The sequence below is a fragment of the Pseudomonas sp. MYb118 genome, from assembly GCF_040947875.1.
GTDB lineage: Bacteria > Pseudomonadota > Gammaproteobacteria > Pseudomonadales > Pseudomonadaceae > Aquipseudomonas.
Window position 1 is genome coordinate 225,756 of the sequence record NZ_JBFRXN010000003.1, and the last position, 13,525, is coordinate 239,280.

Genomic DNA, 13,525 nt, shown 5'->3' on the forward strand with positions numbered 1-13,525 from the left:
CCGGGTATCGAGACTTGTCATTTTTGGTTACTATCGCTGGACAAAACAGGTCAGAACATCCGGGTTTCTATCGTGATCATCCAGAGTGTGGCTTCCGATCCCTTGTCCGACGTGCTCGCCATGACGGGCTTGCGCGCCGCGTGCTCGGTGCGTTTGCAGGCCGGTGGCGTGTGGGCGTTGCGGTTTCGTCCCATCGAGTTGAAATTCAATGTGGTGCGACGGGGCGAGTGTTGGCTGCTGACCGAGCATGGGCCTGCGCAGCGCCTGGTTGCAGGCGATTGTTTTGTCGTATCGCGTACGCCGTTCGTGCTGGCCAGCTCGCCGGAGGTTGAGGCCGTCGATGCGGCCGTGGTGTTTTCCCATGAGGGCGCGTCGGCGACGATGGGCGTGGGCGATGATGTGGAGTTGCTCGGGGGCAGCGTCTGCGTGGAGCGGCCGGGGGCCGTCGAGTTGATCGACCTGCTGCCAGCGGCTTTTGTCATTCCGGCCAGGGCTGCGGGTGCTTCCTCGTTCGCCTGGCTGCTGGATGAGCTCGACCGCGAGTGGCAATCGGCGCAGGTGGGAGGGTTTTCGGTGTGCAATGATCTGCTGCGGATGATCTTTGTCCACGCGTTGCGGTATCACATTTCCACGGCGACCCTGGATAACCTGAGCTGGCTCGGAGGGCTTCGCGACCCGGCGATCGCCGCAGTGCTGGGCGCGATTCACCGACAACCGGAAAAGCCCTGGCGACTGGTTGAACTGGCAGACATTGCCTGCCTGTCCCGTTCGAGTTTTGCTGCAAGATTCAAGGCGCAGGTCGGGCAGGCACCTGTCGAATACGCCGCGCACTGGCGCATGCGCGTGGCCGCGTCGCGGTTGCAGAAGGGCAGTGAGAGCGTGTCAGCGGTGGCGGCTTCACTGGGCTACTTATCCGACGCCGCGTTCGGCGTGGCCTTCCGCCGCGTTCACGGCACATCCCCCGGCCGATATCGCCGCACGGGCTCCCTGTAGGAGCGAGCTCGCTCGCGATTGCAGTGTGTCAGTCGATGAAGTTGTGGCAGATAAACCGCCATCGCGAGCAGGCTCGCTCCCACAGTATTTAGCGTTGACCACAAACTCTGCGACCGGCCAATGTCCCCTGTAGGAGCGAGCTTGCTCGCGATGGCAGTGTGTCAGTCGATAAAGTGGTGGCAGATAAACCGCCATCGCGAGCAAGCCCGCTCCCACAGTGTTTAGCGTTGACCACAAATTCCGCGACCACCCGATGCCCCCTGTAGGAGCGAGCTTGCTCGCGATGGCAGTGTGTCAGTCGATGAAGTTGTGGCAGATACACCGCCATCGCGAGCAAGCCCGCTCCCACAGTGTTTAGCGTTGACCACAAATTCTGCGACCGGCCAATGTCCCCTGTAGGAGCGAGCTTGCTCGCGATGGCAGAGTGTCAGTCGATGAAGTTGTGGCAGATACACCGCCATCGCGAGCAGGCTCGCTCCCACAGTGTTTAGCGTTGGCCACAAATCCCGCGACCGGCCAATGACCCCTGTAGGAGCGAGCTCGCAATGGCGATGTATCTGGTCAATCACCCGCAAGTCATTCACCCCACCGTCATCCGCCGCACCACGCGTCGAATCACCGGTGCGGCCAGCACAACCACCGGCAACAGCAACACCCAGGACAGCGCCCAGGCATTGAGCCAACCCCCGGCAAAAGCGGGCCTCAACCGATCGCTGCAAAAAATCCGCAGCGACCGGTCGAGCCTTCAGCGACTGCGCAGGTACTGCCCGCGCCCAAACAAGTGATCCAGGTCATCGGCGCTCGCCTGGCTGCGGTGCTGCGCGGCTTCCTCGCGAACGTTGCGCGCCAGTTGCTCCATACGCCTCGCTGCCGGGCGCGCGGCAATGGCGGCGCACCAGCGGGCGAGATTGGGTCGGCCGGCGCTGGGCAGCTGCAGGCCATCCAGGCGTACCAGCCAGGCAAAGGCGGCCATGTCGGCAATGCTGTATTGATCGGCACACAGGTATTCGCGTTGCTGCAAGCGTTGCTCAAAGACATCCATCAGGCGGATCGCCTGGCTGGTGTAGCGTTCGCGGGCGTAATCACTGGCCTGTGGTTCGAAACGCGTGAAGTGCAGATGCTGGCCGAAGGTCGGGCTCAGGCCGCTGACTTCCAGCATCAGCCATTGCAGCACCTCGTAACGCGCATCACCGCTCGGTGGCAGAAAGCGACCCGATTGCTCGGCCAGGTAGATCAGGATCGCCCCGGACTCGAACAGCGTCCTGCCATGGCGATGGTCGATCAGCACCGGCACCCGTCCGTTGGGGTTGAGTGCAAGGAAAGTGGGGCTGAACTGTTCTCCACGAAAAATACGTACGTGCTCGAAGCGGTAATCGAAGTCGAGCTCTTCGAGCATCAACGCCACTTTCATGACCGTGGAACTGCCGGCGCCGTATAACGTGAAATCGGTGTGTTGCGACATGAATTACGCCTCGCTGGATTGCATGACAGGGGGAAGGGGCTGATGGGTGCCGAGCACGACGCACATCACCGCGTCATCGGCGCCGACATTGATTTCCTGGCGGTAGAGACCGGGCGGCACGGAGAACAGGTCCCAGGGCCCGAGCTCCTGTTCAAACGTTTCCTCGCCACTGCGCACGACGATCCTGACCCGCCCCTGGAGGATGAAAAACACCTCTTCGGCATCTTCGTGGCGATGTGAGGGGCTGCTGTGGCCCGGCGGCAGGACCACGTTGAGGAAGACGAAATTGCCCGGCGTGACCGAGCCCGGCTGGTTGCCCGCAGCGATATAGCGGATCTGCGCACGGGCGTGTTCCGGCTGCTTGCGGGCCTGGTGGGCGAAGGTCTGCCAGTCGGCATGACGCTCGTCACGCAGGGCCACGCGGCTGTTCATCCACTCGGCCAGGGACATCCCGGCCGGGCGTTGCCAGCTCGCCGAAGCATCGTGAAGTATTGATTGAGGCATGGGGCACTCCAGGTCAGAAGCGATACGACACGCCAGCGGAAACGCTGCGTCCGTTACCGGCGGTGAACGTTGGTTGCGCGGCGGTGGCCTGCAAACGGGTGACATAGGAGCTGGCGTAGCGGCGGTCGCCGAGGTTGTCGCCCTGCAGGTTGAAGGTCCAGTGGTCGTCCATTTCATAAATCGCCTTGAGGCCGAACAGGGCGTAGCTGTTTTGCTCCAGGCCCGGCGTATTGACGTGGTCCACCGGCGAGCCATCGGGCAACCAGTAGACGTTGCCACCCACCTGCCAGCGGCCGAATTTGCGCATCAATTCGGCGTTGACCATGTGACGCGGCACACCGGCGATGCGATTGCCGTCCAGTTCGCCGTCGACGAAGCGGAAATCGCTGTAAGTCCAGGCCAGCCGGTAGCTGTAATGGTCGTCGTTGCCATGCAGGCCCAGCTCCACGCCCTGATGACGCGTGCGATCGGCGTAGTTGTAAGTGCCGGTACGCACCCCCGAGGCATCGGTGGTGGCGATCAGTTCGTCTTCGATTTCCGAGCGGTAGACCGTGATGTCCCAGTTCAGCAGCGGATGCACGTTGCCTTGCACACCGACCTCGAAGGTGCGGGCTTTTTGCGCGCGCAACTTGAGCAGGTCGGTGCTGGTGATGTTCGCGTTGGCGGCATTGACCTCGCTGGTGACGATCTCCCAGAACGTCGGCACTTCCCGTTGGGTGCTGAGGGTGGCGTACCAGCGGATTTGCTCGTTGGGCCGCCAGTTGACACCAATCTTGGGCGCCAGCCAGTCCCAATCCTGGTCTAGCCGATTGCCCGTGTTTTTTTCCTTGGCGTCACGCTGGCTGTCGGTGTAGCGCAAGCCGGCCAGCAGCGACCACTCGGCGTCGATGTTCCAGGTCAGCTCGAGGTTGGAAAACAGGTTGCGGGCTTCCAGTTCATAGTCGCCAAAGTGGCTCAGGCGTGAGCCATTGACCGGCGAAACAGCGTAGAACGAACGGTCGATATCGCTGTGGTCCACGCCGGTGGCGAAGCGGTAGTCGAGGTCGCCGACGCTGCCATCCAGTGCCCATTGCGCACCGACGGTATCGGTTTTACTCGGGGTATCGACCAACAGGTTTTTGAACCCGTCGTTGGTGGTCTGGTAGTAGACGCCGAGTGTGTGGTTCAGCTCTCCCTGGGTCCAACTGCTGCGGTTGACCAGGCGCGTGCGTTCGATATGGCGACTGGGGTCGCGGGCATACACGTTCAACTGGCGGTCCTGCGGCGTGTTGCCATCGCCCATGACGCCGTCCGGATCGCTGTCGATGCGGCTGCCGGGCACCACGAATGGAATATCGAAATCCAGATCGGCCCAGGACAGGTAGGTGCGGTTCTCGAAACCGCTGTCGGTGCGCAGGCCGACGTTGCTGCTGAACGTGCGGCGTTGCGACTGCGAGTGATGGCGGAAGCCGTCGTAGTCGTCACCGGTGACGCTGATGCGGCCGTCCAGTTGATCCTGGGCGCCACCCAGCGCGGCTTGCCAGCCAAGACGACCGAAGCTGCCACCTTCCAGACGCAGCGCACCGTTTTCATCGCGGCCGGTGAGGGTGCGGAAATTGACCTCGCCCCCCAGTGCCGAAGCGGCCGGATTCTGAGCATTGCCACCGCGCAGGGCGCTGACCCAGGCGCTGTTGCGCGGCTCCAGCAAGCCGATGATGAATGAACCGTCGGCGTCGTTGACCGGCAGGCCGTCCTCCAGCAACAGCACGCCACGGCTGATCGGGTTGCTCTGGATGCCCGAGCCGCGAATGTTGAATCGTGGCTGGTCGATGCCGCCGGAGAAATCCTGGATGACGATCCCCGGCTGGTAGCCGAGGGCGTCACGCAGGCTGCCGAGACGGGTTTCGCGGGTCGGCTGGGCGAAATTGGTGCCGCCGGGCACAGTGGCCAGGCGGGCCGTTTCCTGTTCGGCGCTCGGGGCCAGCACGTCACGGGGTTGTGCGCGGCCTGTGATGTCGATGACGGGCAGGTTGACCACGCTGTCGTCGGCCTGGGTGTATCCGACGGGCAAAGCGAAGCCTAGCGCGGCGACCATGGCCGTCGCGCGGGAGAAGTAATCGGTCATGCTGTTCTCTCGATAGCGAGCAGATTGGGGGTGTCTGGATGGCGTTGCCGGTCAGGGTGGCAGCGCCTCCAGCGGCTGGCCGTGGGCGTCCTGCCAATGTCCCTGGCCGTCGATCAATACCAGGCGTCGCTGCACCAGCGGCGCCAGTTCCTGGGGGTGGTGGCTGACGCATATCAACGCCGCGCCGCGGGCGGCCAGCCATTGCTGGCAGAGCTCGGCCAGGGTCTGGCGCAGCGTCGGATCAAGGGCGCTGAAGGGCTCATCGAGCAGCAACAGATCAGGCTCGACCGATAACGCACGCGCCAGGCCCAGACGTTGCGCCATGCCACCGGATAACTGCGCCGGCCAGCGCGTGGCGCTGTCGCTCAAGCCGACACGGGCCAGCCACTGCCGTGCTTGCTGCTGCGCCTGCGCCGGTTCCAGGCCACGTGCGAGCAGCGGGATCACCAGGTTATCCAGGGCGTTGCGCCACGGCAGCAAGGTCGGTTGCTGGAAGGCAATCGCGATGTGCTCGAAGCTGTTGTGCCACGTGCCCTGATCGACCGTTTGCAGGCCGCAGGCCAGGCGCAGCAAGGTGCTTTTACCGCTGCCACTGGCGCCGACCAGACCAATGCGTTCGCCCGGCTTGAGGCACAGCGACAGGTTGTGCAGCACGGTCGTCTGCCCATACCGGACGGCGATTTCGCGGGCTTCAATCATGGGGCACCCGATTCCATGCGCTCAGGCGCCGTTGCAGGGGTTGCAGCAGCGCGAATTCGAGCAGCGCCACCAGCAGCAGGACCAGTAGAACCCAGGCGTACAAGGTGCCGCTGTCGAACGCGCTCTGGGCATTGGCCAGGGCAAAGCCGATGCCTTCCTGGGCACCGAGCACTTCGGCCATCACCACGATGCGAATGCCCGAGGCACCGGCGATCAGCAGGGCCGCGCACAACGGTCCGGCCAACGCCGGGATGTACAGATGACGCAAGCGCAGGACGAAACCGAAGCGGTACACCCGCGCCATCGCCAGCAATTGCGGGTCGAGCAGCGCCATGCCGCGTACGGTGTTGACGTATACACCCGGCGCCAGGACCACGGTGGTCATGAAAATCACCATGGCGCTGCCCATGCCGAACCACATCATTGCCAGCACCACGACCACCACGGGTGGCGTAGCCATCAGCACCCAGCGCAGCGGCTCGAGCAAACCGCGAACCCGCCCATCGAGGCCGGCCAGCAGACCCAGGCCGAAGCCGAGGAGGGTGGCGCCGCCGATACCGATCAGAATGCGCAGCAGGCTGATGCCTAACTGGGCCCGCCACTGGCTGTCCTGCATGAGCTGCCACAGGCGTTCGACCGCCACCATCGGCGTCGCAGCCAGCAATGAGCCGAAGCGCCATGCCAGCAACCACCAGCCAGCCAACAGCAGCACCGTACCGAGCAGCGCCCAGCGTTTGGATGTGTGGCTCATGGCGCGTACAACCCCGCGTCGGGCAACCGTCCACCGATCAGTTCGGGGGCCTGGCTGAACAGTAATTGATAGAACGCCTGCAACTGCGCGTGCACCTGGTTGGCTGGCCGCGGGTCGAGCGGGCTATGGGCAATCGACTGTTCCAGGGCCTCGATGGACAGGTGGGGCAGGTAACGGTGCGCCAGTTCGGCGCAGGCGCGTTGTTGCTGTTGGCACCACTGGCTCGCATCCTGATACGCCTGGGCAACACTGGCCAGCAGCGCCTTGTCGCTGACCACGGCGCCGGACGCCATCAGCCCGGCCTGGGGCAGTTGCGCCTGCTCGGGGAAGCTGTCCGCCCACAGCGCTTGCAGGCTCTTGACCCGGTACAAGGGGGCCGCGCCGGGTTGGCGCGCATTGCGTTCCAGCAGCACGGACACCGACGGTTCCACCAGCAGGGCATGATCGGCCTGGCCGGACAGCAGCTGGTTGACCGCTGACGGGAAGTCTCGCGCGGAGCGGATGCTCACTTCGCGCCCGGCCTTCCAGCCCTGGGCCGCGAGCAGGCGATCGACGACGATGCCGGGCATGTCATGACGCAGCGGCACCACCAGTTCCTTGCCGCGCAGGTCGCTGAAGTCGCGCACGTTCGGATCACGGCTGACCAGCCAATGCACGCCCCACGCCGATACCGTCAGCAGGCGCACAGCTTGCCCTCGGTTGTACAGATTGGCCGGCACGGTGCTCGGCGCGGCGCTGAAATCGACCTGGCCCGCCACCAGCAATGCCCGCAGTTGCTCGCCGTTCTGCCAGAGCTGAAAACGCACCTCGCGTGCCTGGGCAGCCAGGGCGTTCTGCTCGATCAGACGGAACAGCGGAAAGCTGACCACCGAGGGCGGGCCGGCCAGATTGAGTACGGCACGCTCCGGCTCCGCCACCGCCGTGAGGCTGGCAAACAGTAAGAGGCTGAGAAAAAACTGCCGCATGGTGACGTACTCGCAATTAACGATATGTATTATCGTTTGCATTATTTGCCTGCTTGCCACTGGATGAAAATGACAAAAGTCAGAAACGGTCATCAGCCACTGCCGGATTTACTGCAAGCCCATCCGTTGTTGGGGCTGGCCAACGAAACATCGCGACAACTGCTGGCCGACCACGCCATGCCGTGCAGCGCCGAGCGCGGCAATCGGCTGTACGACCAGGGGGATTCGGCGACCCGTTGTCTGTTCATCGAGAGCGGTGAAGTCTGTCTGGTGTGTTACACCGAACAGGGCGAGGAATATGTACGCAATCATTTCAGCGCCGGTAGCCTGGTCGCACTGCCGGTGATGTTCATGGAGCACGGCTGCTACCCGGCCAGCGCCATGGCTACCGGCCCGCTGAAAGGTTATTGGTTGTCGCGCAAGTCGTTGCTCGAAGCCTGCCATCAGGACGGACCGCTGTCCCTGGCCTGCCTGCGCTATACCAGCGAGATGCTGCGCCAGAGCCTGATCAAGAGTTATTCGCTGGCCACCACCGATTGCCCGCGCCGGGTTGCCGAATACCTGTTGGGCCTGCATGCGACCCAGAACGAAACGGCCCTGGAACTGCCACTGAAAATCGGGCAGTTGGCGGCCAACCTCGGCATGCGTGGCGAGACCCTGAGCCGCGTATTGGCGAACTGGCGGCGACAGGAGCTGGTGAGTGGCCGTGGCAACAAAATCACCCTGCTGGATCTGGACCGCCTGCGCCTGATCGGGCAACTGCCGAGCCGCTGAACAGGTCGATCCCAGGCGTCACTCAAGGAATATTTGCCAGGTCGAGGTGCCTGTTCGGGCACATTTGCTAGAGTCTTTACTCGGTCAACTTGCTGTCAACGTTCAGCCGCCCAACGACTCCGTGCAGGAATCTGAATCATGCCCAGTCAATTTCCGGTTTCTGAGGACGTCTCTTCAAGCGAAATTGTTTTTGGATGTTTCAAGCTGTTCCCGGCCCAACGGCTCTTGCTGAAAGACGGCGTACCCGTCGAGATCGGCAGCCGTGCCCTGGATATTCTCATGGTGCTGGCCGCCAACGCCGGCAAGGTGGTCAGTAATGCCGAGCTGATCAAGTGCGTCTGGCAGGATGTCATCGTTGAAGAGAGCAGTCTGCGGGTGCATATTTCGGCATTGCGCAGAAAGCTGTCTTCCGATGGCACCGAATCACGTTACGTGGTCAACGTTCCTGGGCGTGGTTACAGTTTTGTCGCCACGGTCGGCGTGCCCGATTCTGTCACCGCCCATGAGACCGAGCGTGCGTTCCTCTGGCCGACCGAGCACCTGCCGCCGCAGCTGATGCGCATGGTGGGGCGTGACGACACGGTGGCCGCCCTGAGCGAGCACCTGAAAAAGCAGCGTCTGGTAACCCTTATCGGGCCGGGCGGCATGGGCAAGACCACCGTCGCGGTGGCGGTGGCGCATTCGCTGTCGGATCACTTCGAAGGACAACTGCATTTCTTCGATCTGGGGTCGGTGACCGACCCTTCGCTGCTGGAAGGGACGCTGGCTTCGGCCTTCGGCGTGCTGGGCAATGTCAACGATGTCGGGCGTGAGCTGGTGATGCTGTTGCAGAGCAGGCGCTTGCTACTGGTCCTCGACAATTGCGAGCACCTGATCGACGCGACGGCCGCCCTGGCAGAAAAACTGTTTCTCGGCACCTCCCGGGTGCACATCCTGGCCACCAGCCGAGAACCGTTGCTCGCCGAAGGCGAGTATGCCTATCGCCTGGGGCCGCTGGGTTGCCCGCCGGAGCAGGGCAACCTGTCGGCGCAGAGTGCGCTGGCGTACCCGGCCGTGCAATTGTTCGTCGAGCGTGCGTCCAGCAGTGGCAACCAGTTCATTCTCGATGACAGCGATGCGCCGATCGTCGCGCACATCTGCCGCAAGCTCGACGGCGTGGCACTGGCCATCGAACTGGGTGCCGGGCGGGTCGATGCCTATGGCATTCGGGGGACCGCCGAATTGTTGAACAACCGTTTCCGCCTGTACTGGCGGGGTCGGCGCACGGCGCTGCCGAGGCACCAGACGCTGTATGCCTTGCTCGACTGGAGTTACAACCTGCTGTCGGAAACCGAGGCGCTGGTGATGCGCCGGTTGTCGGTGTTGCATGGCAGCTTCACCCTCGACACCGCCTTGCAGGTGGCGCTGGACACCGATGAGGATGAAGTCGACGTGATCAACGCGATCGGACGGTTGGTGGCCAAATCCCTGGTCTCGGCCGAATGCATCTCGCGTTCGATGGGGTACCGCCTGCTGGACAGCACGCGGGTCTACGCCCTGGAAAAGCTGCGCCTGAGCGGCGAAGCCGATGCGACGTTGAAGCGTCATGCGTTGTTTCAGGTGTTCCTGCTGGAGCGACCGGGTGACAAACCGGTGTCTTTCCTGGACTACGAGCACACTCACCGTTATCTCGAACACCTGGGCAATTTGCGAGCGGCGCTGGAGTGGTCGTTTTCCGAGGAGGGTGACCAGAAGATCGGTGTCCGGCTGGCGGTGGCCAGCGTGCCGCTGTTCCTGGGGTTGTCCATGCTGGACGAGTGCCAGCGCTGGAGCGAACAGGCCCTGGCCGCGCAACACAGCTTTTGCAGCCACGCTCAGGAGTTGGTCTTGCAGGAAGCGCTGGCCATTTCCCTGATGTTCAGCCGGGGCAATACGCCGGTGGTACACCGGGCCCTGATCCGGGGAACGGAACTGGCCGAAATGCTCGGCGATGCGCCTGGGCAATTGCGGTTGCTGGCGGGATTGAACATTTTCCTGACCCGTGCCGGGGACTTCGACAGCGCGTTGAAGGTCGCCCGCCGCAACCGCGAGGTCAGCGCTCGAATCAACGACGCCGCGGGCATTGCCATGACGCAATGGATGCTCGGGGTGTCCTGTCATCTGGTCGGCCAGCAGGCCAGGGCTCAGCGGTTGTGCATGGCGGGTTTGAGCATGGTGGCGGCGCAGCCGGAGAGCGATGCCATTTACTTCGGCTACGACCATCGGGTTCGGGCATTGGTGTCCCTGGCCCGAACCCTGTGGTTGCGCGGCGATCCGGACCGCGCCGTGCTGATCGCCCACCAGGCGCTCGAGGTGGCGCAGAACCTCAAGCATCCGGTGACGCTATGCATTTCGCTGATCTACGTGTCAACGGTGTTTCTATGGGTGGGAGACTGGACGATGGCCGAGCGAACCATCGACAACCTGACGTTCAATGCCAGGAAAAATGCGCTCAAACCCGATCAGGCCGTGGCGATGGGGCTGCGGGGCATCCTGCTGATGCGTCAAGGCAACGTGGATGCCGGGGTGACGTTGCTCAAGGAGTGCCTGGATGTGCTGGCCGAGGAAAACCATCAGATCCTCAGCACCATGTTCATGAAAAGCCTGGCCGAGGGGCTGGCGTTGAAAGGAGAGTTCGACAAGGCCCAGGACATGATCGGTCAGGCACAACGGGTGGTCGAAAGCGCCGGGGAAACCTTCGATACCCCGGAAGTCTTGCGCGTGGCAGCGCAAATCCAGGCGACGCGGGCGGAACCGGATCTGCAACGTGCCGAGTCGATTCTTCATCGCTCACTTGACTGCGCCCGGCGTCAGTCGGCCCTCGGTTGGGAACTGCGTTCGGCCATCACGCTGGCGCGGGTGTACGCAGCGCAAGGTCGCCACGAAGAGGCGGGCAGCATGCTCGGTGCCGTTTATAAACGATTCAGCGGTGGTTTCGATTCGGTCGATTTGCGCACCGCCTGGCAGCTATTGCTTCAACTGCCAGGCGCGAAGTCCGAGTCATCCAACCTGCGTTGCACGCATTGAGTCATCAGGCCGGTTCGCTCAGGCTTTTCCCCCCAGCATGGCGACGGTCTCTTCGGTCGTCCACAAGGCATTGGCCATGAAACGGTAGTTGACCAGCGCCGATGCATAACCATCGCCTTCCGGGAGTTTCGGCCCGGCCACGGCATCTCTGACCACGGCGACTTCGAAGCCTTGTTCGAGCAAGTCGCGCAGGTGTGATTCGACGCAAAGATTGGCCAGCATGCCGACCAGGATGACCTGGGAAACCAGCTGTTTACGAAGCTGCAGGGTCAGGTCGTTGACCTGCGGTCCGTACAGCTTGTGGGGCGAGCAGACAATGGTCTTGTTGTCTTCGATGTAAGGTTTGAATTCGGGCATGAAATCACTGCCCGATCCCACGAAACCTTCCAGGCTCAAGGCGCTGGGGCGGTCGAAGATCTTGATGTCGTGCTGGAACTGCTCGGCCGGGCCCTGAACCTTCCACTTGTGATCATGGGGGTAGTAATAGTGCGGCGAGATGGCCACGGTGATGTCTGCCGACTTCGCCGCCTTGAACAGGCGCAGCAGGTTCGGCACCAGGTTTTGCTCGGTCACGCTTTCACCGACGACGGCCCAGGCCTTGCCCTTGTCGCTCATGAAGTCGATTTGCGGGTCGATGACCACCAGCGCCGCGCGGGTGATGTCGAGCTTCATCGACGACTTGGGCAGTGCCGGGTCTTTGGGGTCTGCGTACTTTTCCCGGTTCGAGGCCGTCGGCTTGTCGGCTGCGAAAACGGGGAGTGCGGTGGCCGCGGTTGCGGCCATGGCGCCGGCCACGAAGGCGCGTCGACTGACGGGACGGAGCTTGTCGGACATGGTGTTCTCCAGTTTCAGCTGCTGTGAATTCGAAAAACTACCTGGCTTGGGCGATCCCTGATGCCTGGATCTCAAACATTTCCGTGCCCTGTGTGAGATCAGAACTCGAGGTTGACCCAGCCTGGTTTCGCCTCCTCGGGCGCCACCGCATTCACGACCTTGCCGGTGGCCAGCTCCACTCGCCGCGCCACTTCCGGGTCATCGGCGAAGGGGATCAGGCTGGCCTCTTCCAGGCTCTGGTTCGTCTCCCGTGTCAGGCAGCACTCGATGGTCAGCCACAAGCTCGCGACGAACAGAAGTCCCAACAAAACCTCGGACATCTCAAGATCCTCATGTCAGGCAATCTGGCCTCAGGTTGCAGGCCGGGTTACTGATCACGGTGCTCATCGTGAACACCCATCAACTGATTGGATGGTCACGGCATTGGTCATTGCGTGCTCGTTAAGAGTTGTAAATCGTTGTTGTTGGCATCGGTGCAGAACGGTTGGGCGGCCAGTGGTGGGGCAGTTGTGGGATAGTGGCGGGAGAGAACATCATTGAATCTGTTTGTTGATTTGCGCCGTGGCATGCGCGTGTCGGTCGTCGCTCAAAGCCATGCGTGCGGACGGCGACGTCACCCAATGTTCCAGGCACATGGCGCCGATGTAGTCTGGAGCGGCGGGAACAATTGAACATGGCTGCAGTCGAGCACCGAAGTAGGTGGCTGCCGGGTCCGTTTCTGCCTGGCGCGGGTCCTGCACCAGATCGAAAAAGCGCTTGAACCAACGCTCAAAGGAAGCCGCTTCCAGGCCCGCAATGGAAACCGCGGCGTTCACGGGAGGGGCCAATGCGATGGCGGCCAGTGCGGTCGCCACGTCGTCAGCAGCGATGGGGCGAAACAGTGCGTCGGGTAATCCGGTCGTGGCGCCTTTGGTGAAGCCGGCGGCTATGGTCGGCAGGAACTCGAAAAATTGCGTCGCCCTGGCGAGTGTGAAAGGAACCCCTGAGGCCCTGGCCATTTCTTCCTGCCCCAGTTTGGCATCGAAATACGGGTTACCCCTGACACTGTCCACACCGACGATAGAAAGGGTGACGTGATGCTTGACGCCTGCGGCCAGCTCGGCCGCATAAATATGCTCACCGGCGGCGCGGAAGAAAGTCTTCAATGTCTCTGGATCAAAGCTGGGCACGTCGGACGCATCCACCACGACATCCGCCCCCTGAAGTATCTCCACCAGGCCTCGACCTGTCGTGATGTCCACGTGGGTCCGTCGTGAAGCTGCGATAACCTCCAGGCCAGCCTCCTTCAGCCGGGTGACCACCTTGGCGCCAATCATGCCGTTACCACCGAAGACAACGGCCTTTTTATATCCAGACATATGAATCTTCCCCTGAGTCAGCGTAGTGGTGGGCGT

13 protein-coding genes are annotated in these 13,525 nt (G+C 62.6%); 3 read left to right on the forward strand and 10 right to left on the reverse strand.

Features of this window, described 5'->3' with window-relative positions:
• Window positions 1-72 precede the first annotated feature (72 nt).
• A complete protein-coding gene (locus ABVN20_RS22435) occupies window positions 73-993 on the forward strand; it encodes an AraC family transcriptional regulator (protein WP_368557935.1) in 921 nt (306 codons plus the stop codon).
• A gap of 580 nt (window positions 994-1,573) precedes the next feature.
• On the opposite strand, the gene ABVN20_RS22440 is transcribed toward ABVN20_RS22435, so the two are convergent.
• The 7 genes from ABVN20_RS22440 to ABVN20_RS22470 form a co-directional block, all read right to left on the reverse strand.
• On the reverse strand, window positions 1,574-1,648 hold the full coding sequence (locus tag ABVN20_RS22440; protein WP_368558698.1) for a hypothetical protein: 75 nt from the start codon (window positions 1,646-1,648) through the stop codon (window positions 1,574-1,576).
• A gap of 90 nt (window positions 1,649-1,738) precedes the next feature.
• Entirely contained in the window at window positions 1,739-2,455 is a 717-nt protein-coding gene (locus tag ABVN20_RS22445) for a glutathione S-transferase family protein (protein WP_368557936.1), read from the reverse strand.
• A gap of 3 nt (window positions 2,456-2,458) precedes the next feature.
• Entirely contained in the window at window positions 2,459-2,959 is a 501-nt protein-coding gene (locus ABVN20_RS22450) for a cupin domain-containing protein (protein ID WP_368557937.1), read from the reverse strand.
• 13 nt (window positions 2,960-2,972) lie between these two features.
• Window positions 2,973-5,063 carry a TonB-dependent receptor family protein gene (locus ABVN20_RS22455; RefSeq protein ID WP_368557938.1) on the reverse strand — a complete coding sequence of 697 codons (2,091 nt, stop codon included), beginning with the start codon at window positions 5,061-5,063 and terminating at the stop codon, window positions 2,973-2,975.
• Window positions 5,064-5,114: 51 nt separating this feature from the next.
• Complete coding sequence (locus tag ABVN20_RS22460; protein WP_368557939.1) at window positions 5,115-5,762, reverse strand: ABC transporter ATP-binding protein; 648 nt, start codon at window positions 5,760-5,762, stop codon at window positions 5,115-5,117.
• Entirely contained in the window at window positions 5,755-6,513 is a 759-nt protein-coding gene (locus tag ABVN20_RS22465; RefSeq protein WP_368557940.1) for an ABC transporter permease, read from the reverse strand. Before ABVN20_RS22465 ends, ABVN20_RS22460 begins: the two co-directional genes overlap by 8 nt.
• Window positions 6,510-7,478: an ABC transporter substrate-binding protein gene (locus ABVN20_RS22470; RefSeq protein WP_368557941.1), complete on the reverse strand. Its 969-nt coding sequence runs from the start codon at window positions 7,476-7,478 to the stop codon at window positions 6,510-6,512. The genes ABVN20_RS22465 and ABVN20_RS22470 overlap by 4 nt, the downstream gene beginning before the upstream one ends.
• Window positions 7,479-7,547: 69 nt before the next feature.
• On the opposite strand from ABVN20_RS22470, the gene ABVN20_RS22475 reads away from it, so the two are divergent.
• Together ABVN20_RS22475 and ABVN20_RS22480 are read left to right on the forward strand one after the other, a co-directional pair.
• A complete protein-coding gene (locus ABVN20_RS22475; protein ID WP_368557942.1) occupies window positions 7,548-8,252 on the forward strand; it encodes a Crp/Fnr family transcriptional regulator in 705 nt (234 codons plus the stop codon).
• Between the two features lie 138 nt (window positions 8,253-8,390).
• Window positions 8,391-11,297 carry a winged helix-turn-helix domain-containing protein gene (locus tag ABVN20_RS22480; RefSeq protein ID WP_368557943.1) on the forward strand — a complete coding sequence of 969 codons (2,907 nt, stop codon included), beginning with the start codon at window positions 8,391-8,393 and terminating at the stop codon, window positions 11,295-11,297.
• 18 nt (window positions 11,298-11,315) lie between these two features.
• Here ABVN20_RS22480 and ABVN20_RS22485 read toward each other — a convergent pair whose 3' ends face one another.
• The 3 genes from ABVN20_RS22485 to ABVN20_RS22495 all read right to left on the reverse strand — a co-directional run bounded on the left by ABVN20_RS22485 (window position 11,316) and on the right by ABVN20_RS22495 (window position 13,489).
• Window positions 11,316-11,969, reverse strand: coding sequence for a cysteine hydrolase (locus ABVN20_RS22485; protein ID WP_368558699.1), 654 nt, complete (start codon window positions 11,967-11,969; stop codon window positions 11,316-11,318).
• 260 nt (window positions 11,970-12,229) lie between these two features.
• On the reverse strand, window positions 12,230-12,451 hold the full coding sequence (locus tag ABVN20_RS22490; RefSeq protein ID WP_368557944.1) for a cbb3-type cytochrome c oxidase subunit 3: 222 nt from the start codon (window positions 12,449-12,451) through the stop codon (window positions 12,230-12,232).
• A 213-nt stretch (window positions 12,452-12,664) separates the two neighbouring features.
• Window positions 12,665-13,489 (reverse strand): SDR family oxidoreductase, encoded by an 825-nt coding sequence (locus ABVN20_RS22495; RefSeq protein ID WP_368557945.1) that lies wholly within the window; start codon window positions 13,487-13,489, stop codon window positions 12,665-12,667.
• Between the last annotated feature and the right edge of the window lie 36 nt (window positions 13,490-13,525).